This is a genomic window from Novosphingobium cyanobacteriorum (assembly GCF_029436685.1).
In the GTDB taxonomy this organism is placed as follows: domain Bacteria; phylum Pseudomonadota; class Alphaproteobacteria; order Sphingomonadales; family Sphingomonadaceae; genus Novosphingobium; species Novosphingobium cyanobacteriorum.
In genome coordinates this window covers 143,949-163,480 of the sequence record NZ_JAROCY010000006.1, presented here as the reverse complement: position 1 = coordinate 163,480, position 19,532 = coordinate 143,949, and the positions used below count along the sequence as shown (strand labels likewise).

Annotated in this window: 16 protein-coding genes; 4 read left to right on the top strand and 12 right to left on the bottom strand. The window is 66.9% G+C overall.

Going from position 1 to position 19,532, the window contains the following annotated elements:
- Nucleotides 1–8: 8 nt before the first annotated feature.
- The 8 genes from POM99_RS08500 to POM99_RS08465 all read right to left on the bottom strand — a co-directional run bounded on the left by POM99_RS08500 (nt 9) and on the right by POM99_RS08465 (nt 8,799).
- Entirely contained in the window at nt 9–1,346 is a 1,338-nt protein-coding gene (locus tag POM99_RS08500) for a PAS domain-containing protein (protein ID WP_277276711.1), read from the bottom strand.
- 218 nt (nt 1,347–1,564) lie between these two features.
- The gene (locus POM99_RS08495) at nt 1,565–2,533 is read right to left on the bottom strand and encodes an RDD family protein (protein ID WP_277276709.1); all 969 of its coding nucleotides are present in this window, start codon (nt 2,531–2,533) and stop codon (nt 1,565–1,567) included.
- Nucleotides 2,533–3,606 (bottom strand): stage II sporulation protein M, encoded by a 1,074-nt coding sequence (locus POM99_RS08490; RefSeq protein ID WP_438822998.1) that lies wholly within the window; start codon nt 3,604–3,606, stop codon nt 2,533–2,535. The genes POM99_RS08495 and POM99_RS08490 overlap by 1 nt, the downstream gene beginning before the upstream one ends.
- A complete protein-coding gene (locus tag POM99_RS08485; protein WP_279644552.1) occupies nt 3,603–4,922 on the bottom strand; it encodes a DUF58 domain-containing protein in 1,320 nt (439 codons plus the stop codon). Before POM99_RS08485 ends, POM99_RS08490 begins: the two co-directional genes overlap by 4 nt.
- 11 nt (nt 4,923–4,933) lie before the next feature.
- A complete protein-coding gene (locus POM99_RS08480; RefSeq protein WP_277276705.1) occupies nt 4,934–5,890 on the bottom strand; it encodes an AAA family ATPase in 957 nt (318 codons plus the stop codon).
- Nucleotides 5,887–7,152 (bottom strand): DUF4350 domain-containing protein, encoded by a 1,266-nt coding sequence (locus POM99_RS08475; RefSeq protein ID WP_277276703.1) that lies wholly within the window; start codon nt 7,150–7,152, stop codon nt 5,887–5,889. The genes POM99_RS08480 and POM99_RS08475 overlap by 4 nt, the downstream gene beginning before the upstream one ends.
- Nucleotides 7,149–7,847 carry a hypothetical protein gene (locus POM99_RS08470; protein WP_277276701.1) on the bottom strand — a complete coding sequence of 233 codons (699 nt, stop codon included), beginning with the start codon at nt 7,845–7,847 and terminating at the stop codon, nt 7,149–7,151. Before POM99_RS08470 ends, POM99_RS08475 begins: the two co-directional genes overlap by 4 nt.
- A 61-nt stretch (nt 7,848–7,908) precedes the next feature.
- Complete coding sequence (locus tag POM99_RS08465; protein WP_277276699.1) at nt 7,909–8,799, bottom strand: prephenate dehydratase; 891 nt, start codon at nt 8,797–8,799, stop codon at nt 7,909–7,911.
- Between the two features lie 171 nt (nt 8,800–8,970).
- Between POM99_RS08465 and POM99_RS08460 the strand changes: the two genes are divergently transcribed.
- Nucleotides 8,971–9,879: a c-type cytochrome gene (locus POM99_RS08460; RefSeq protein ID WP_277276698.1), complete on the top strand. Its 909-nt coding sequence runs from the start codon at nt 8,971–8,973 to the stop codon at nt 9,877–9,879.
- Nucleotides 9,880–10,239: 360 nt separating this feature from the next.
- On the opposite strand, the gene POM99_RS08455 is transcribed toward POM99_RS08460, so the two are convergent.
- Together POM99_RS08455 and gyrB are read right to left on the bottom strand one after the other, a co-directional pair.
- Nucleotides 10,240–10,497, bottom strand: coding sequence for a hypothetical protein (locus tag POM99_RS08455; RefSeq protein WP_277276695.1), 258 nt, complete (start codon nt 10,495–10,497; stop codon nt 10,240–10,242).
- A complete protein-coding gene (gyrB, locus tag POM99_RS08450; protein WP_277276693.1) occupies nt 10,497–13,013 on the bottom strand; it encodes a DNA topoisomerase (ATP-hydrolyzing) subunit B in 2,517 nt (838 codons plus the stop codon). The genes POM99_RS08455 and gyrB overlap by 1 nt, the downstream gene beginning before the upstream one ends.
- 206 nt (nt 13,014–13,219) lie before the next feature.
- Here gyrB and POM99_RS08445 point away from each other — a divergent pair, with 206 nt between their 5' ends.
- Both POM99_RS08445 and POM99_RS08440 read left to right on the top strand, forming a co-directional pair.
- Nucleotides 13,220–14,641 carry a M20/M25/M40 family metallo-hydrolase gene (locus POM99_RS08445; RefSeq protein ID WP_277276691.1) on the top strand — a complete coding sequence of 474 codons (1,422 nt, stop codon included), beginning with the start codon at nt 13,220–13,222 and terminating at the stop codon, nt 14,639–14,641.
- A 229-nt stretch (nt 14,642–14,870) separates the two neighbouring features.
- Nucleotides 14,871–15,536 carry an HNH endonuclease gene (locus POM99_RS08440; protein WP_277276689.1) on the top strand — a complete coding sequence of 222 codons (666 nt, stop codon included), beginning with the start codon at nt 14,871–14,873 and terminating at the stop codon, nt 15,534–15,536.
- 8 nt (nt 15,537–15,544) lie between these two features.
- Here POM99_RS08440 and POM99_RS08435 read toward each other — a convergent pair whose 3' ends face one another.
- Together POM99_RS08435 and POM99_RS08430 are read right to left on the bottom strand one after the other, a co-directional pair.
- Complete coding sequence (locus tag POM99_RS08435; RefSeq protein ID WP_277276687.1) at nt 15,545–16,807, bottom strand: MFS transporter; 1,263 nt, start codon at nt 16,805–16,807, stop codon at nt 15,545–15,547.
- Nucleotides 16,808–16,811: 4 nt separating this feature from the next.
- Nucleotides 16,812–17,822 carry an NAD(P)H-dependent flavin oxidoreductase gene (locus POM99_RS08430; RefSeq protein WP_277276686.1) on the bottom strand — a complete coding sequence of 337 codons (1,011 nt, stop codon included), beginning with the start codon at nt 17,820–17,822 and terminating at the stop codon, nt 16,812–16,814.
- 176 nt (nt 17,823–17,998) lie between these two features.
- On the opposite strand from POM99_RS08430, the gene POM99_RS08425 reads away from it, so the two are divergent.
- A complete protein-coding gene (locus POM99_RS08425) occupies nt 17,999–19,510 on the top strand; it encodes a catalase (protein ID WP_277276684.1) in 1,512 nt (503 codons plus the stop codon).
- Nucleotides 19,511–19,532 lie beyond the last annotated feature (22 nt).

Below are 19,532 nucleotides of genomic sequence, written 5' to 3'. Positions count from 1 at the left end.
AATCTCTTTTAGCCGACCAGCTTGCGCGCCGCGCGTTCGAACAGCGGCAGGTCGTCCTCGATCTCGCCAAGCAGGGCCACGGTGCCATCGGGCAGGCGGCGCACCACCACCAGGGCAAACTCGGCCCCCTGCGCAGGCAGTGTCTCGATGCGTCGTGGCGGCAAGGCGCGCAGCGACTCGGCCAGCACTTCGGTGCTGCTGCGCCCGTCGCGCCCGGCTTCCTCGCGGCGCAGGCGGCGCTCGGTGGAAACCACGCCCTTCAGCCCGCCTGGCGCATCGGCCAGGAACCGGCCCAGCTCCCCACGGCCCAGCCCCAGCCGCTGCGCATGGTTCAGCGCCGTCACGAACTCGGTCAGCCGTGTCTTGTCGTAATCCGCACCGAACACCAGCTTCACCAGCGGCGTCAGCGGCGCGCGTTCCTGCATGGTCAGGCCGGCTTCGGCCACCATCTCGGCATATTCGTCGGGCTCGGCCTGCGCCGCCAGGGCAAAGTCCCAGGCACGGCCGATCGCGGCATAGAGCGCGCTGCGGGTGCGGTCCTCGCTCGAATTGGCGGCCGCGGCATAGTCCCGCGCCGAAGCCAGCCAGTCGGCCAGCGTCATCTCCGCCGTGGCGTCGGCGCCGAACGAGGGCGAGGGAATGTCCGCCAAGTCGTCGTCGAAAGCATTGGGGAAGGGCAGGATCTCGCCATAATCGGCCAGATCCAGCGTGGCCGGGCCATCGGCCCATTCGGCCAGCGGCGCCCCGAACGGTTCGCCCCGCTTGGGTGAAGGCTCTTCCAGCGACTGTCCCAGTTCCAGCAGCAGCTCGTCGGTCGTGTGCTGCTCGGCCAGTTCCTTCCAGTTGATCACGCCATAGATGTAGTCGATCGTCTCGTTGTCGGTCGAAAACGGCAGCAGGATGCCGCGATACAGGATCGTGCGCCCGCGCTGGTTGACGAACTCGGCTTCGAATCCGATCGGCGCCTTGTTGGCGATGATCTGTAGGTAATGGTCGGTGATTCGCGAAAGCAGCGATCGGCCGGGCACATCGCTCAGCCGGTGAAGCGCGTGTTCGGCGCCGCATTCGTCGGCCAGCGCCTGGCCCACCAGCATGATGGAAGGGTCTTCAAGCCCTTCGTCGAAATGCAGCAGCACCGCGTTCGCGGCAAAATCCGGCACCTTGCCCGCCAGCAGCGTATCGGGCCGGGGATACTGGCCCTGTCCCAGCAGGCTGGCCCAGAAGTTGTAGGCGCGCACCTGCATGCGGCGCTCGTCCTGCCCCACCACGGGCGGCGGCGCCTCAACCACCATGTCGTCAGCATGATCGTCCCGGGAATCGAATCCGGAACCGTAAAGACCGTCCATTGCAGGGCACCTTCGTTTGATTGGTGCCGTTCTGGCGCAACATGGTGAAGAATCCCTTAAGTTGCGCCGCGACTTGTTCGTGGAAGGGACACCGGCTTCGGCCTTTCCCAGCGGCACAGACCGGAACAACCGGCAACACTCTCAAGCTACAAGGCCGCGCACTTCCTCCAGGGATTGCCGGTCGTTTCTCCTGATTCGGGATGTAGGCCGCGTCCCAGTCAGTCCGTGAACTTGTCGGCCTTGCGCCTGCCGAAGCGCATGCCGCGTTCGAGGCGGGCGCGAAGCTGGGTGTAGTAGGCTTCGAGGAAGGCGCGTTCGTCGCCGCGGCCGGCGTTCCAGCCGATCTTGCGGCAGATGGTCTCGGCCACTTCGGCCAGCGCCTCGGGGCGGTCGTCACGCAGCACGCGTTCCAGCACCTGCAGCTCGTATTCGCCGTAGACCGAGAGTTCGGCTTCACCGAACACGTATTGCGCGCCGGTGGCCGCGCTGCGCCCGCCGCCGGCCTCGCCCAGCGAGAGCGCCTGCTCCAGCTTGCGCCGCTGCGCCTCCACCACCCAGGTGCCGGCGATCACGTCGCCACAGCGCAGCGCATCGCGGTTGGTCAGCGGGAACAGCACGAAGATGAGAAACCACAGCGCGCCCGCCCAGCCCGCCATCTCGGTATCGCCGCCGGCGGAGATCGCACCGCCGATGAACACCACCGGCATGAACAGTTCGATATCGCGGACGAGATTGCGCGCGATCACTGCTTCGGTGGTGAGGCGGCCGACGCCGTCTTCCTGCGCGCGCGCCGCCACGCGGATGCCGGTTATGCGCTTTCCCGGCGTGGCCCCGCGCGCGCCCAGTTCGAAATAGAGGAACCAGGCGTTGCGGAACACGAACATGGCGATGATCCACACGATCACCAGCGCCTGCACCGCGTGGCCGCCGACGCCTTCGGGCTTGCCATCAAGCTGCAGGCCGACGCCGCGCGCGATGAACAGCAGGGCGAGCGTGGTGACCATCATCGCCAGGCCGATCAGGAACAGGTCGATCAGCAGCGCCGCGGCGCGCGCCCCGCGCGAGGCGATGGTGACCGAGAGGCGCAGCCCTTCGGGCGTGACGATGGTGCGGCGGCGGCGCTCTTCGTGATCCAGCGGGCGTCGGCCGGCTTCGCGGCGTTGGCGGAAGGGCAGCGAAATCGCCATCAGCCGATCACCTCTGCCCGGTTACGCCGCCAGGCAAAGAAATAGCCGATCCAGAACACCAGCATGAAGCTGCCGATGATCAGGCGTGGCACGGTGGCATCGACAAGCTGGCGGGCAAAGCCTTCGAGCAGGCCGGCGCAGATCAGCATGATCACCACCCCGGCCATGACCTGCGCCGTGCGGCGGCCGGCGCGAGCCGCGGCTTCGAGCACAGGGAGATCGCCGGGAAAGGCCATGGCGCGGCCGATGTGGATGCCGCTGGCGCCGGCGAGCAGGATGGCGAACAGTTCGGTGGTGCCGTGGACGAAGAGCCAGCCGACCAGATCGAACAGCAGGCCCTGCCCGTGATAGAGCCACAGCAGCGCGCCCAGCGAGGCGGTGTTGTGTACCAGCAGCAGCAAGGATGGCACGCCGAAGGCAAAGCCGAGCGCATAGGCGAGGATCGAGACCTGCGCGTTGTTGGAAAACAGTGCGGCGGCGAAGATGGCCATGCCATCCTGCCCCTGGTTGCCGTGAATCACCTTTTCCAGCACCGCGCGTGAGGCGCCGGGCACGCGTTCGTCACCCGCGCCGACCAGCGAATAGTACCAATCGGGGTTGTGCGTCACCAGCAGCCAGCCGACCACGGTGCCGGCGATCATGGTGGCAAGCGCGATCAGGATGTCGATCCCCAGCGCGCGCACGCTGGCACCCCAGCCGCCGCCGAGGAAGCGCCGCAGCCAGTTGCCGAGGCTGGCGCGCGGGCCATAGACGATGAACCACGCGCGCTGCACCAGCCCTTCGAGCCAGGTGATCGTGGCGCGATCAAGCGAGGTTTCCCGTGCGATGGCCAGGCTGGAGGCGACGTTGCGGTACAGCGCCGGAAGGGCCAGCAGATCATCATCCGAGATGCGGCGCAGGCGACCCTGTTCGACACGGGTGACGATCGCTTCGAGCCGCTTCCAGTCACCTTCGCGTTCCAGGCGAAAGCGGTCGGAGCGCAGCGCGGCCTGTTCCGCATCGGCAACGGCTTCCACTTCCGAGCGGGAGAAGCGGCCCATGACGCGGGCGGCGAGGGTTGGCTGCGTGCTCATCCCAGACTCCCCTGCCGCTTCACCGCGAGATAGGCGTCGAGCAGGCGGTTGCCGATCTTGTCATGCGGCGCTTCGACCACGCGCACGCCGAGGTGGCGCAGGCGTTGCAGCACCACGGCGCGCTGGCGTTGCAGGGTATCGGCGGTGACGGCCATGGCCGCCTGCTGCACCGTATCGACCGGGGCGGAGACGATCCCGGCCAGTTCGGCATCGGCCATGACAACGAACAGCACGAGGTGCTTTTCCACCAGCCGGGCGATGTTCTCGATCATCAGTTCGGCACTGGTGGGATCGGTGAAATCGGAGAAGATCACCACCAGCGAGCGCCGTTTCAGCCGCGCCGAGAGCGTGGCGAGGGCCAAGGTGAAGTTGGGTTCCTCGGCATGGTAATCGAGCGCGGCGGCGGCCTGCTGCAGACGCAGGAAATCGCGCGTGGTGGTGACGAACGGGGTGAGCACCTGCGGCCGCGCGGCAAAGCCGAACAGGGCAACGCGATCCTGCGCCTTCAACGCGACCCACGCGGTGGTGAGCGCGGCGGTGACGGCGCGGTCAATGCGTGGCAACCCGTCGATGGGTTCACACATCGCCTGTCCGCAATCGAAGGCGAAGACGATCTGGTTGTTGCGCTCGGTCTCGTATTCCTTGGCGAAGAGCCGGGCGTGGCGGGCCGAGCTTTTCCAGTCGATGCGGCGGCGGTCCATGCCGGGTTCGTAATCGGCCAGCGATTCGAACTCGGTCCCTTCACCACGGATGCGCCGGGCGACGAGGCCGAACTGGGCATCGCGCAGGAAGATCTGCAGCGCCGGGCTGCGCACCGGGGTGACATTGGGCCAGACCCGCACGGACTGTTCCACCGGGCGTGATGCGGCGCGATGGGCGAGGCCGAGCGGCCCCTGCCAGCGCAGCCACACGCGCGAGAGCATGCCGGTGCCGCGGCGCGTGGGGACGGTTTCGGTGGCGCCCGACCATGCGCCATCGTGCGGGGCAAGCGGCAGGTCCAGCCGCCCGCCATCGGCCAGCCGGGGATCGCAGCCGAGCGCCGCAACTGGACGCGCCCAGCCGCCGACGCGGGCGAGATCGGCGAGTACGGTGATGCGCAGCGGTTCACCCACTTCGGCATCGGCGGGTGCGATGACCCGCAGATCCGACACCGAGCCTGCGAACAGCGCATCCAGCAGGACGAGCAGCAACAGCGCGCCGCCCAGCGCGGGCGCGGCGATCCACGCGGCGGGCTGGATCGTGGCGACTAGCAGCGCCAGTGGCGCAGCCAGCGCCAGCAGCAGCGCGGCGCGCCCGGTGGGATAGAAGGCGGGCAGGCGCTGCACCTTCAGCGCGGCGCCTCGGTCCGCTGCACCATGTCAGCCACGATCGCTTCCACCTGCCGGCCTTCGATCTCGGCCGCCGGGGACAGCAGCATGCGGTGGCGCAGGACGGCGGTGGCAAGCGCCTTCACATCATCGGGCAGTACATAATCGCGCCCTTCCAGCGCAGCGCGGGCGCGGGCGGCGCCGGCCAGCAGCACAGCCGCGCGGGGGCTGGCCCCGGCAACCAGATCGGCGCTTTCGCGCGTGGCGCGGACCAGCCTGACGACGTAATCGATCACGCTGTCAGCCAGCGTCACCTGCGCCAGCGCGGCGCTGGCCGCGGCGATGCGCGCGGCATCGGTGACGGCGGTGACGCCCAGTTCGGCCGGCTTGCGCGCGCCGCGCCCTTCGCCATAGCGGGCGACGATTTTCGCCTCCTCCTCGGCGGAAGGATAGGGCACCAGCAGCTTGAACAGGAAGCGATCGAGCTGCGCTTCGGGCAGGGGATAGACGCCCTGGCTTTCAATGGGGTTCTGCGTGGCGACCACCATGAAGCGATCCGACAGCGCGTGAACCTCTCCATCCAGGGTGACGCGCCGTTCCTGCATCGCTTCAAGCAGCGCGGCCTGCGTCTTGGGCGGGGTGCGGTTGATCTCGTCGGCCAGCAGCAGTTCGTGGAAGATCGGCCCGCGGGTGAGGGTGAACTGGCTGGTCTGGAAGTTGAACAGGTTGGAGCCGAGGATATCGCCCGGCATCAGATCGGGCGTGAACTGGATGCGGCCGAAATCGAGCCCCAGCGCGGTGGAGAAACACTGCGCGAGGAAGGTCTTGGCCGTGCCCGGGGGCCCTTCGAGCAGGACGTGCCCGCCCGAGAGCATGGCGATCAGCAGGTGGTCGACGATCGCCTCCTGCCCCACCACCGCCTTGGCCACCTCGCCGCGAATGGCCCCGGCCAGATCGCGCACTTCATCAAGGGTCATCTCGCCAGTTCCTTTTCGATTTTCTGTAGCTCCGCTGCGCGGCGGGCGATGTCTTCGGCACGGCGCGCCTGGCGCAGGCGGGCGGCGGCGGCGGAGAAGCGGTCTGGCAGCGCGCGCCGCTCCATGATCGCATCGATCGCGGCCTCGCTTTCCGGCGCAGGACGGCCGCGCGGCAGGCCCAGCGCCGCAACCAGCCGTTCGCGCGCGGCATCGGCATAGGGTGCGGCGATCAGGTGCAGGCGCCCGGTGCGGCGGATCAGCCCGGCGGTGTTGGAGACCAGCGCGGTCTTGCCCAGCGCGATCTCGCGCACCCCGCGCCGTGCCGGTCCGTGGCGGTTGAACGCCCGCCACATCGCCGCCAGCACCGCCATCAGCAGGCACAGCGTGGCGGCAAGGAAGGGCGGCTGGAATGCCAGCGTAAGCAGGTTGGGTGATGCGCCGAGGCCGACCAGCGTGAGGTCGAAGGTAACCGGCTGGTCATGCCCGCCCGCTGCGGCGACGATCAGGTCATGCGCCATCAGCGCGGTGTCGCGGTCGGCAAGGCCCCAGTTGTCGAGCAGGTCAGGCTCGAACACGAGGACAACGGGATAAAGGTCGCCGTCGCCGCCTTCGGATTCGGTGCGGGCGAATTCGGCAAGCGCGGGGTAGTCGCCATCGTCGACCAGCCACGCGGCGAGGATGCGGCCGTCACCCGATTTCACCAGTGGTTCAAGGCCCTGGCCAGTGCCCGAGAGCACGCGGCGATCATCAGGCAGGCGGCCCGATGCATAGGCCGTGCGCCAGCCGCGCGCGGCGGCATCCTGCGGCCGGCCGATGGTGACGGTGACATCGTCGGCAAAGCCGCGCCATTCGGGCGCCATGGTGCCGACGATGGTGGTCCAGCCGCGCTTGATCGCGGGATCGCCGCTGATCTGTTCGGCCACCCATTTGGGCGTGACGACCAGCGTGGGGCCGACATAGCGCCGTTCGGAGACGATCTTCTCGATATCCTCGCCCTTGGCATAGGGCGTGGGCGTGAGCACGAGCAGGCCGGGCTGCTTCAGCGCGTCCTTGGCGCGGGCGCGGTTGACGGTCATGCCGTCGGCCTCGAGCATCGCCGCTAGCGCGGCATAGCCGTTGAGCCCGCGCCCGGCGGCGTGGCTGCCGCCGTTGTTGCTCTGCCCCATCCCGTTGCCGAGCCAGTAGAGCAGGGCGACGAACGCGAGCAGGCCGATCAGCACCAGCCCGATCACCGTGCCCCGGCCAAAGGGTTGGCGATTCATGCGGGGACCGCCCTGGTGGGCAGGGGCGGATCGGTGGGCCTGTCCGATTTGGCAAGGTCCGCCAGCGCGAATTCGGCATAGGCGGTGCGGGCGCGGGTCCAGTCTTCGGTGGTGAGGCCGTGCAGCGCAAAGAGGCTGCGCTCCACCTCGCCAGCGATCACCGCAAAGGCGCGCTTGGCCGCCCACGGCAGTTCGCGGATCGTGGCGATCTCTCGCGCGGTGCTCGACGGGGTGAGCCAATCGGGACGGGCAGTGGAGATCTGGTGGACGCTGCGCTGGAGCAGCAGGTGCGCCGCCTCGCCATAGCGGCCTTCGGCGGCGAGGCGATCGGCATCCTCGAGCAGGGCGATGGCGGCCTCACGCGCAGGAACCCAGCCCGGCGGAGCTGTGGCGGTGGCGGGGCGACGATCGCGCCACAGCGGCCAGAGCAGCGTCCAGGCGATCCATGCGACGCCCGCGACGGCCAGGATCAGCAGGAGCACTTCGACCACGCCCCAGCTGCTGCCGAGGAAACGGCCGATGGGCTCCAGAACCTTGCCGATCGCGCGCAGCAGGCTGATCAGCCATTCGGGCGGTTCGGACTTGGGGGCGACCTTGGGCGTTACCGGGGCGTACTGGATATCGCCCATCGCCCGCGCGGCGCGCCACGCGTGGTCTGCTGCTTCAGTGCCTGCCGATCCCGCTGGTGCCGCCACATCGCGGGTGGTGGCACGAAGCGGCCCGCCTCCGCAAGGGGCGATGCCGCCGTTTTACACCTCAACCCCGCGCGCGTTCCAGCGGATAGGTGCCGAGGATACGCAGGTCCTTGGCGAAGAAGCGCAGTTCCTCCAGCGCGCGGTCCAGCGCGGGCTGGCCGGGCGCACCGATCACGTCGGCAAAGAACTGCGTGGCGGAGAAGCTGGCACCCTTCTGGTAGCTTTCCAGCTTGGTCATGTTCACGCCGTTGGTGGCGAAGCCGCCCAGCGCCTTGTAAAGCGCGGCGGGGATGTTGCGCACCTCGAACACGAACGTGGTGATCGCCTCACCCGTGATCGCGGCGGGATCGAGCGGCTGCTGGGCGAGCAGGACGAAGCGCGTGGTATTGTCATGCGCGTCTTCCACGTTCTCCTCGATCACCTTGAGGCCATAGAGTTCGGCGGCGATCTTCGGCGCGAGGGCGGCGATTGCCGGATCGCCAAGTTCGGCGACAAAGGCTGCGGCGCCCGCCGTATCGGCATAGCTTAATGGCACGATGCCGCGTTCGCGCAGGTAGAAGCGTGATTGACCAAGCGCCTGTGGGTGGCTGTAGGCCGAGGTGAACGGTCCATCGCCCAGCGCCATCAGGCAGGCATGGATTTCCATGAAGTGCTCGCCAGTGATCGAAAGACCGGATTCGGGCAGCAGGAAATGAATGTCGGCCACGCGGCCATGCTGCGAGTTCTCGATGGGGATGATCGCGCGCGCGGCGCGGCCGTCCTTCACCGCATCGAGCGCGTCCTCGAACGAGAAGCAGGGCAGGGGCAGGCAATCGGGCAGCATTTCCAGCGCGGCGCGATGCGAATTGCATCCCGGCGCGCCCTGGAACGCAACGGTCCGCGCCGGATCGGCGGCAGCGGCGGCAGACATCGATTCGACAAGGCGCTGGGCGGGGGCGGGATAGCTGGTCATGGCACGGCGGGGATTAGGCAGCGCGCCACGCGCGGGCAAGGCGCATTCGTCAAATAAGCAGGTCGATCAGCCTTCAATCTCTCTTGCGCAGGGCAAGGGGCCTGACTAGAGCGACGCCAAACACGCGCGGGGGCCGGCAAGGGTGCCGGTATGCGCTGCATGGGGTACGGAATGGACGACCGTTTCAACACCATCGCCGGCTGGACGCTGTTCGGCGGTATCGTGGCTCTGGGGCTTTCGAGCCTCTCGTCGCACTACTTCGAGGCGGACAAGCCGGAACGTCCGGAAAAGCTGGGTTACGTGATCGAGGGCGTGGAAGCTGAAGGCGGCGCGGGCGCTGCGGCGGCTGTCCTGCCGATCGCCAACCGCCTGGCCACCGCCGATGCGGCCAAGGGCGAAGCGACTTTTGCCAAGTGCAAGGCCTGCCACACCATCGATCAGGGCGCTGCCAACGGCATCGGTCCGAACCTGTGGGGTACGGTGGGTGAAGGCATCGCCCAGGGCAAGGGCGGCTTCGCGTTCTCCGATTCGCTGAAGGCCAAGGGTGGCAACTGGGATTTCGCCGCGCTCGACGAGTGGCTGGCCAATCCCAAGAAGTTTGCCGAGGGCACCAAGATGTCGTTCGCCGGCATCGCCGATCCGCAGGAACGCGCCAACGTGATCCTGTACCTGAACACCAAGGGTTCCAACGTGCCGCTGCCCGCGCCCGAAGCCGTTCCGGCGGCTGGTGCGGCCCCGGCCGAAGGCGCTGCCCCGGCAGTTGCCGTGGCGGGTGACGCTGCAGCCGGCGAAAAGGTCTTTGCCAAGTGCAAGGCCTGCCACACCATCGATCAGGGCGCTGCCAACGGCATCGGCCCGAACCTGTGGGGCGTTGCGGGTGAAAAGGTTGCGGGCGACCGCGGCGGCTTCGCCTTCTCCGACGCGCTGAAGGGCAAGGGCGGCGTGTGGGACGACGCGACGCTCGACACGTGGCTCTCTGGCCCCGCCAAGTTCGCGCCCGGCACCAAGATGACCTTCGCCGGCCTGCCCGACGCGAAGCAGCGCGCTGACGTGATCGCCTATCTCAAGTCGAAGAAGTAACCGCTTCTTCCACACACGAGGCATGAAAGGGCGTCCCGGTTGGGGCGCCCTTTTCGTTTGGGCGCGTTCGCCATTCGGCCCGTCTCCGGGCGTGGAACGCGGGCTGCGCCAAGACGCTGCAGGAGCGTTCCCAGACGGAGAAAGCTCCCTTGCAAAACCATCTTCTTGTGGCGTCTTTGCTGTGCGTCGGTCTGGCGGTGGCCATGCCGACCCAGGCCGATGCCGCACGACAATCCCCGCGGCCGACAATCGGGGCAGGCGAGGCGGCCATGCCGGCGGGACGCGTGATCGGACTGATTCGGTCGGCCGAGAACCCGGATTCCGGTGATCCCGTTATCCGATGATCGCGTTATGTGATGGTCACTGGGTCTCGCGCTTGAGCCGTTCCGAAAGTTCGGCGATTTCGAACGGTTCGAGCAGCCATGTGCGCGTGGCCCGTCCTTCGCGATGGACGGGCCTGGTCAGCAGCACACGGGCATTGTCGCGGGCGTGCGGCTTGTAGAGCGCGAAATGCATGGCGCAGTCGCGGATCGTGCCGATGATCGGCGCGCGGCCTTCAAGGTCGATCATCGTCGCGGACTGGTCCCACGCGATATCGGCAACGGTTTCGTGCTGCATCAGACGTCCAGGTTCGCCACGTTGAGCGCGTTTTCCTGGATGAAGTCACGCCGCGGCTCCACCACATCACCCATCAGGCGGGTGAGGATCTCGTCGGTCACGTCGGCGTCCTCGATCTTCACCTGCAGCAGCGAGCGGTTGTTGGGATCAAGCGTGGTCTCCCACAGCTGTTCCGCGTTCATTTCACCCAGCCCCTTGTAGCGCTGGATCGACAGGCCTTTGCGTCCGCCGGCGAAGACCGCCTCGACCAGCTGCGAAGGACGGGTGATGTCACCCTCGCGCGGTTCGGCGCGGGTGCGGGCCGGTGTCTCGGCGTCTTCCTCACCGGCCTGCTCTTCCTCCACCGGTTCCGCTGCGGCGACCGCCGTGGCGCGGACCAGCCTGGCCGGGTTGGCATAGACTTCGGCGTTCTCCGCCGCCAGCTTGGCCAGCTTGCGCGCTTCGGCGCTGGTGAGGAAGCCGGCCTCGATCATGTGGTGGTCGGTCACCCCGCGCCACAGGCGCTGCACGTGATAGCCGCCTTCTTCGGCGATCTGCGCGGTCCAGGTCGCTTCGGGATCACCCCGGTCCAGCCACTGTGCCGCGCGCTGCAGCGCGGCGCTGCGGGCATCGGCCGAAAGATCGGGATCGAGCGCGCCGGCCAGCGCCAGGGCCTCGATGATGTCGGCGTTGTAGCGGCGGGGGACGAACGCCATCAGGTTGCGCAGGCGCAGTGCGTGGTCGACGATATCGGCCAGGTCCTGCCCGCTGCGCGCGCCGCCCGCCGTTTCCAGCACGCGGCCGGAAAGCCCCGCTTCGACGAGGTAGCGATCGAGCGCGGCGTTGTCCTTCAGGTAAACCTCGCTGCGGCCCTTCGCCACCTTGTACAGCGGCGGCTGGGCGATGAAGAGGTGGCCGTTCTTGATCAGCTCAGGCAGCTGGCGGTGGAAGAACGTGAGCAGCAGGGTGCGGATGTGCGCGCCGTCGACGTCGGCGTCGGTCATGATCACGATCTTGTGATAACGCAGCTTTTCGAGGTTGAAGTCCTCGCGGATGCCGGTGCCCATCGCCTGGATCAGCGTCCCGACTTCCTTCGATCCGATGATCCGGTCAAAGCGCGCGCGCTCAACGTTCAGGATCTTGCCCTTCAACGGCAGGATCGCCTGCGTGGCGCGGTCACGCCCCTGTTTGGCAGAGCCGCCGGCCGAATCACCCTCGACCAGGAAGAGTTCGCACAGACGCGGATCGCGCTCCTGGCAGTCGGCCAGTTTGCCCGGCAAGCTGGCGATGTCCATCGCGCCCTTGCGCCGCGTCAGTTCGCGGGCGCGCTTTGCCGCTTCGCGCGCGGCGGCGGCGTCGATCACCTTCTGGATCACCGCCTTGGCGTAGGCGGGATTTTCCTCCAGCCACTCTGTCATCTTGTCGCTCATCAGGCTTTCGAGCGGCTGGCGCACTTCGGAGCTGACCAGCTTGTCCTTGGTCTGCGACGAGAACTTGGGATCGGGCAGCTTGACCGAGACGATCGCGGTGAGCCCCTCACGCATGTCGTCGCCCGTCAGGCTGACCTTCTCCTTCTTCAGCATGCCCGACTTTTCGGCATAGCTGTTGAGCGTGCGGGTCAGCGCGGCGCGGAACGCGGCGAGGTGGGTGCCGCCATCGCGCTGCGGGATGTTGTTGGTGAAGCACAGCACGTTTTCGTAGTAGCTGTCGTTCCATTCCAGCGCGACGTCGATGCCGATGCCGTCGCGCTGCGCCGAGATGGCGATGGGATCGGGCAGCAGCGCCACCTTGTTGCGATCGAGGTACTTCACGAAGGCGGCGATGCCGCCCTCGTAATAGAGATCGTGCTCCTTCACCTCCTCGTGCCGCTTGTCACGCAGCAGGATGCGCACGCCCGAATTGAGGAAGGCGAGTTCGCGGTAGCGGTGCTCGAGCTTGTCGAAATCGAACTCGGTCACGTTCTTGAAGGTTTCGTGGCTGGCCGAGAAGGTCACGCGGGTGCCCTTCTTCCCTTCCGGCGCGGGGCCGCGCACCGCCAGCGGGGCGACGGAATCACCGTGCGCGAACTTCATCCAGTGTTCCTGCCCGTCGCGCCAGATGGTCAGCTCCAGCCATTCGGACAGCGCGTTCACCACCGAGACGCCGACGCCGTGCAGGCCGCCCGAAACCTTGTAGGCGTTGTCGTCGCTGGTGTTCTCGAACTTCCCGCCCGCGTGGAGCTGGGTCATGATCACTTCGGCGGCGGAAACGCCTTCCTCGGGGTGGATGCCGGTGGGGATGCCACGGCCGTTGTCCTCCACCGAAACCGAACCGTCGGCGTTCAGCTCGATCAGGACGAGGTCGCAATGCCCGGCCAGCGCCTCGTCGATGGCGTTGTCGGACACCTCGAACACCATGTGGTGCAGGCCCGATCCATCGTCGGTATCGCCGATGTACATGCCGGGCCGCTTGCGCACGGCGTCTAGCCCCTTGAGGACCTTGATCGATTCCGCGCCATAGGCGTTGGTGTTCGGGGTGTTTTCGTTGGTGCTGGCCATGCCTTTCGACATAGGCATTCGGGGCCGAAAACCCAAGCGAATCCGGCCTGTTTTACACAGGAGCGGGCGGAAAATCCGGCTGTGCCGCCGCCCATGGACCCTGCGTGTTGCAGCGGCGTTTCACCCCATGGCCGCAAAGGCGCTTTGCAGGGCGGGGCAAAGCTGCTGGAATGGCGCCATAGACCTGATTTCGGGGGCATTTCCTGATGCACAAGCTGATCGGCGCGGCGTTTGCCGCCATGCTTCTTTCCACTGGCGCCAACGCAGCGACACAAGCGCCGCTGCGGCCCGACCAGGTTGCCTGGCGCGAGCTCTACAAGGAGTTCGTGGAGACCGACACGTCGATCACCACCGGCAGCTGCACCGCGCTGGCCGACAAGATCGAGGGGCATTTGCGCAAGGCCGGCTATGGCGATGCCGACATCTTCCGCTTTGCCGTGCCCGAGGCGCCGAAGGAGGGCGGCATCGTGGCGGTGCTGCCGGGAACCTCGAAGACGCTGAAGCCGATCCTGCTGCTCGGCCATCTTGACGTGGTGGTGGCCAAGCGCGAGGACTGGACCCGCGATCCCTATCGGTTCATCGAGGAAGGCGGCTATTTCTATGGCCGCGGCACGTCGGACATGAAGGCGATGGACGCCACCTGGGTCGACATGATGATGCGCTTCAAGGCTGCGGCCAAGAAGCCCAGGCGCACGATCAAGCTGGCGCTGACCTGCGGCGAGGAGACCAGCACCGCCTTCAACGGCGCGAAGTGGCTGGCCGAGAACAGGCGTGACCTGATCGACGCCGAATTCGCGCTGAACGAAGGCGGGGGCGGCAGGACGGACAAGCCGCTGGAGGAAGGCGGGCGCGTGGTGGTGCAGACCATCCACGTGGGCGAGAAGACCCCGGTGAACTACCGCATCGAGGCGACCAACCGCGGCGGGCACAGCTCGATCCCGGTGAAGGACAATGCGATCTACGATCTGGCGGCGGCGCTGGAGAAGATCGCAGCCTATGAATTCCCACTGATGCTGAATGACACCACTCGCGCCTATTTCGCCAAGGCCGGGGCCAGCCGCAGCGACGCGATGGGCAAGGCGATGGTCGCGATCGCAGCCAACCCGAACGACAAGGCGGCGGAAGACCTGCTCAATACCGACCGCACCTTCCATTCGATGCTGCGCACCACCTGCGTCGCCACGCTGCTCGATGGCGGGCACGCCAACAACGCGCTGCCGCAGCGCGCCGGGGCGAACATCAACTGCCGGATTTTCCCGGGCGTGACCGGCGAGGAGGTGCGCAAGACGCTGGAGCAGGTGATCGCCGATCCGAAGATGACCGTGACCCGCACCGACATGCGCGGGCCCGACGCCAAGGCCCCGCCGCTCGATCCGAAGATCGTCGGCCCGGCGGAAAAGCTTGTGGCCAAGTACTATCCCGGCGTGCCGCTGGTGCCGGTGATGTCGCCAGGGGCGACCGATGGCGTGTTCCTGGAAGCGGTGGGCATCCCGTCGTATGGGCCGCCTGCCGGCTTCGGCAATCCCGATGGCAACGGGGTGCACGGGTTGAACGAGCGGGCATCGGTGAAGGCCGTGTTCACGGGGCGCGATCTGCTCAACGATCTGGTGATGGCTTACGCGTTCTGATCTGATGAGGCGGTGCCGGCCCGCTCCCCCGCCCGGCACCGCATCCGTTTCAGTGCAACTGAAACAGCACCCCTTTGAAGGCAGGATGTGGAAACTGCCCGCGGTTCCCTCTTGACGGGGGAGTCGCAGGCGTGTTCCATCTGCCCATGCGTCATGAAGTGGTCACGCCCGTCGCCCATGGCTCCCCGGACAGGGGCAGGACGACGATGGACGAGGGCCGGACCGGAGCATGCTTCATAAGGCGCTGATCGATAAGGCGGCTTCGGCCAGCCTTCATGGCGGCGATGCCGCTGCGGCACTGCATTCCCGCTATATCGCCGATGCCGGTTTCACCGGCCATTCCGCCAGTCGGCACCTGTCGAACTGCCCCGCGCTGGTGCTCAATGCGGACTATACGCCGCTGTCGTATTACCCGCTGAGCCTGTGGCCGTGGCAGACCGCGGTGAAGGCGGTGTTCCTGGAAAGGGTGGACATCATCGCCACGTATGAGCGGGAGGTGCACAGCCCTTCGCTCGACATGAAGATCCCTTCGGTGATCGCGCTGCGGCAGTATGTGCGGCCCAGCGAGTTTCCCGCCTTCACCCGCTTCAACCTGTTCCTGCGCGATCGCTTCTCCTGCCAGTATTGCGGATGCGGGGAACAGCTGACGTTCGATCACGTGGTGCCGCGCCGGCTGGGCGGGCGCACCACGTGGGAGAACGTGACCACCGCCTGCGCGCCGTGCAACCTGAAGAAGGGCGGGCGCACTCCGGCGCAGGCGCACATGCACATCATGGAACACCCGATCCGCCCGACCACGTGGCAGCTGCAGGATCGGGGCCGGGCCTTCCCGCCCAACTACCTGCACGAATCCTGGCGCGACTGGCTCTACTGGGACGTCGAACTGGAAAGCTGAGTTTCACCTCAAGCTGAGGTAAGCTCCAGCTTTCGCGCCCCGCGCAGGAACAGCACCAGCACCACCAGCGAGATCGCGGCGGAGACCAGCATCGGCATCGTCGGCAGGTTCAGCACCGCGTGCGGGCCGCTGAAGCGCGCGAGGATCTGGGTGTAGAGCGGCGGGCCGATGATCGCCGCGATCGAGCCGATCGACTGCACCGCGCCCTGCAGCTCGCCCTGGCTGCGCGCATCCACGGCGCGGCTGTTGAGGCCAGAGATCGATGGCTGCACCAGCCCCTGCAGCGCCCCCACGAAGACCGCGAGGTAGACCGCCGCAGGGGTCCGCGCCACGGTATAGAGCACGGAGGCGACGATCAGCCCGGCAATGCCGATCAGCACCGCGCGCTTTTCGCCGATCCGTGGCAGCACCCGGCGCAGCGCCACACCCTGCACCAGCGCGCTGGAAAGGCCCACCGCGGCCAGCGCCACGCCCACCTGCTGCGTGGTGAAGCCATAGGCGGCAATGGCGATATAGGCCCAGGCGGCGGGATAGACGATGTGGACCAGCTGCCAGGTGCCCAGTGCCGCCACGAACCACAGCACCGTGCTGCTCTGCCCGCGCAGGGATTGCAGTGCCGCCAGCGCATTGGCGCGGCGCAGGTCGAACGGGCGACGGTTTTCAGGGGCAAGTGACTCCTTCAGCACGAAGAAGCCGAACACCGCGTTGGCCAAAGCCAGCGCGGCGGCGGCGGCAAAGGGCAGGCGCGGGCTGATTGAACCGAGCAACCCGCCCACCGCCGGGCCGACGACGAAGCCGATACCGAAAGCGAGCCCCATCAGGCCGAAGTTGGCCGAGCGTTTTTCAGGCGGGGTGACATCGGCGATATAGGCATAGGCGGCCGAGAAGCTGGCCCCGGTGATCCCGGCGATCAGGCGCCCCGCCACCAGCCAGCCGATGTTGGGCGCCACCGCCTGCAGCAGATAATCCAGCCCCAGCGCGCAGATCGAGGCAAGCAGCACCGGGCGACGGCCGAACCGGTCCGACAGGTTGCCGATGATCGGTGCGAACACGAACTGCATCGCGGCATAGCCCGCGCCCAGCCACCCGGCATATTCGGCGGCAACCGCGATGGGCACGTGGGCCAGATGCATGATCAGGCCCGGCAGCACTGGAATCACCAGCCCGAAGCCCAGCATGTCGATCAGCACGATGGCGAAGACAATGCCCCACGAAGCGCGGTGTGGCCGCGCGGTAGGGGCAGTCTCCGCTCCTGTCGCGCTGCCGTTCATCGCGTCAGCGGCGCTCCAGCGCGGCTTCGCTTTCGGCGAGCAGCTGGGCCATGATCTCGGCCACCGGCTCTTCGCTGGTCACCATGCCCACCGATTGCCCGGCCATCACCGAACCGCGTTCAACATCGCCATCGATCACGGCACGGCGCAGCGCACCGGCCCAGAAGTGTTCGATCTCAAGCTGCGCGGCGGCCATGTCCACCGTGCCTTCATCCAGCATCTTGGCCACGGCCACCTGCTTGGCGGTGAATTCCTCGGACCCCTTGTTCTTCAGCGCGCGCACCGGGATCACCGGCAGGCGAGGATCAACCTGCACGCTGGCCACCGCATCGCGCGCATTGGCGCGGAAGAAGGCCTGCTTGAACGCGGGGTGGGCGATCGATTCGCTGGCGCAGGCAAAGCGCGTGCCCAGCTGCACGCCGCTGGCGCCCATCTCCAGGTAACCGGCAATCGCCTCGCCCCGGCCGATGCCGCCGGCCACGAACACGATGTGTTCGGCCGCCAGCGCGGGCAGGAATTCCTGCGCCAGCACGCTGGTGGAAACCGGGCCGATGTGGCCGCCCGCCTCGCTGCCTTCGATCACCAGCGCATCCGCGCCGGATCGGAACAGCTTTTTCGCCAGCGCAATGGTGGGCGCGAAGACGATGACCTTGGCGCCGAAGGCCTTGATCGCCTCCACGCTGCCCTTGGGCGGGATGCCGCCGGCCAGCACCACGTGGCCCACCTTGTGCCGGGCGCAGACCTCGATCAGATCGAACAGCGCGGGGTGCATGGTGATCAGGTTCACGCCGAAAGGCTTGGCGGTCAGCGCCTTGGTCCCGGCGATTTCCTTGTCCAGCAGTGCGGGCGTCATCGCGCCGCAGGCGATCACGCCAAAGCCGCCCGCGTTGCTGATCGCGGCGACGAGGTTGCGTTCGGAAACCCAGCTCATCGCGCCGCACAGCACGGCGTGTTCGGTGCCGAGGAATTCCGCCCCGCGCGCCATCAGCGCCGATGTCTTCGGATATTGGGTCATTCCCGCAGCTTCTTCCCGTCCTGATATCAAGCCGCGCGCTTTAGGGCCGCTTCGTGGCAGCGGCAAGGCAGATGTAGATCGCTTCAGGCGATCATAGTGAGCGGTCTTACTCGTTTCCTCGATCAAGCGGCTTTCTGTAGATCGGTTCTAACGATCAAACAGACGGAGTTGATGAGATGAGCCGATCAGACCAGCCCACCGGCAAGTGTCCTTACTCGGGTGGCCTGACCACCGCATTTGGCGCCCCTGTGGCCGACAACATGAACTCCATGACCGCTGGACCGCGCGGCCCACTGCTGATGCAGGACGTGTGGCTGATCGAAAAGCTCGCCAACCTGAACCGCGAAGTGATCCCCGAACGGCGTATGCATGCCAAGGGATCGGGCGCTTACGGCACCTTTACCGTCACCAACGATGTCACGCGTTACACCCGCGCCGCGTTCCTTTCCGAAGTGGGCAAGCAGACGGAACTGTTCGCGCGGTTCACCACCGTGGCGGGTGAACGCGGCGCCGCCGATGCTGAGCGCGACATCCGCGGCTTTGCGCTGAAGTTCTATACCGAGGAAGGCAACTGGGACATGGTGGGCAACAACACCCCCGTGTTCTTCGTCCGTGATCCGCGCAAGTTTGCCGATCTGAACAAGGCGGTGAAGCGCGATCCGCGCACCAATCTGCGCTCGGCCAGCCACAACTGGGATTTCTGGACGCTGCTGCCCGAAGCGTTCCACCAGGTTACCATCGTGATGAGCGAACGCGGCATCCCGCGCACCTATCGCCACATGCATGGCTTTGGCAGCCACACCTACAGCATGATCAATGCCGAAGGCGAACGCTTCTGGGTGAAGTTCCACTTCCTCAGCCAGCAGGGCATCGAGAACCTGACCGATGCGCAGGCCGGCGACCTGATCGGGCGGGACCGCGAAAGCCACCAGCGCGACCTGTATGACGCGATCGAACGCGGCGAGTTTCCGCGCTGGAAGATGTACATCCAGGTCATGCCCGAGCAAGAGGCGGAGACATACAAGTTCCACCCGTTCGACCTGACCAAGGTGTGGTACAAGGACGATTATCCGCTGATCGAGGTGGGCGAGTTCGCGCTCAACCGCAACCCGGACAACTTCTTCGCCGAAGTGGAACAGAGCGCCTTCGCGCCTTCCAACCTGGTGCCCGGGATCGGCGTTTCGCCCGACAAGATGCTGCAGGCGCGCCTTTTCGCCTATTCGGATGCGCAGCGCTATCGCCTGGGGGTAAACCACCACCAGATTCCGGTGAACGCGCCGCGCTGCCCGGTTCATTCCAACCATCGCGATGGCGCGATGCGGGTGGACGGCAACTATGGCTCCACGCTGCATTACCACCCGAACTCGTTCGATACCTGGCAGGACCAGGGCGAATACCGCGAACCGCCGCTGAAGATCCGTGGCGATGCCGACTACTGGAACTTCCGCGAGGATGACGAGGACTACTTCACCCAGCCGCGCAAGCTGTTCCTGCAGATGAGCGCGACCGAGAAGCAGAGCCTCTATTTCAACACGGCGCGGGCGATGGGCGATGCCCCGGCCTTCATCAAGGCCCGGCACATCGAAAACTGCCTGCGCTGCGCCCCCGAATATGGCGCAGGCGTGGCCGCCGCGCTCGGGATGCCCCTGCCCGAGATGGTGCCGGCCGAGCCCGAACTGGCTGACTGAACCCGTATCGGGTGACAGCGCC

Excerpts from the sequence above, each read along its gene's own strand:
- POM99_RS08500 (WP_277276711.1), bottom strand. The coding sequence starts at position 1,346 with ATGGACGGTCTTTACGGTTCCGGATTCGATTCCCGGGACGATCATGCT.
- POM99_RS08495 (WP_277276709.1), bottom strand. The coding sequence starts at position 2,533 with ATGGCGATTTCGCTGCCCTTCCGCCAACGCCGCGAAGCCGGCCGACGC.
- POM99_RS08490 (WP_438822998.1), bottom strand. The coding sequence starts at position 3,606 with ATGAGCACGCAGCCAACCCTCGCCGCCCGCGTCATGGGCCGCTTCTCC.
- POM99_RS08480 (WP_277276705.1), bottom strand. The coding sequence starts at position 5,890 with ATGACCCTTGATGAAGTGCGCGATCTGGCCGGGGCCATTCGCGGCGAG.
- POM99_RS08475 (WP_277276703.1), bottom strand. The coding sequence starts at position 7,152 with ATGAATCGCCAACCCTTTGGCCGGGGCACGGTGATCGGGCTGGTGCTG.
- POM99_RS08465 (WP_277276699.1), bottom strand. The coding sequence starts at position 8,799 with ATGACCAGCTATCCCGCCCCCGCCCAGCGCCTTGTCGAATCGATGTCT.
- POM99_RS08460 (WP_277276698.1), top strand. The coding sequence starts at position 8,971 with ATGGACGACCGTTTCAACACCATCGCCGGCTGGACGCTGTTCGGCGGT.
- POM99_RS08455 (WP_277276695.1), bottom strand. The coding sequence starts at position 10,497 with ATGCAGCACGAAACCGTTGCCGATATCGCGTGGGACCAGTCCGCGACG.
- gyrB (WP_277276693.1), bottom strand. The coding sequence starts at position 13,013 with ATGGCCAGCACCAACGAAAACACCCCGAACACCAACGCCTATGGCGCG.
- POM99_RS08445 (WP_277276691.1), top strand. The coding sequence starts at position 13,220 with ATGCACAAGCTGATCGGCGCGGCGTTTGCCGCCATGCTTCTTTCCACT.
- POM99_RS08440 (WP_277276689.1), top strand. The coding sequence starts at position 14,871 with ATGCTTCATAAGGCGCTGATCGATAAGGCGGCTTCGGCCAGCCTTCAT.
- POM99_RS08435 (WP_277276687.1), bottom strand. The coding sequence starts at position 16,807 with ATGAACGGCAGCGCGACAGGAGCGGAGACTGCCCCTACCGCGCGGCCA.
- POM99_RS08430 (WP_277276686.1), bottom strand. The coding sequence starts at position 17,822 with ATGACCCAATATCCGAAGACATCGGCGCTGATGGCGCGCGGGGCGGAA.
- POM99_RS08425 (WP_277276684.1), top strand. The coding sequence starts at position 17,999 with ATGAGCCGATCAGACCAGCCCACCGGCAAGTGTCCTTACTCGGGTGGC.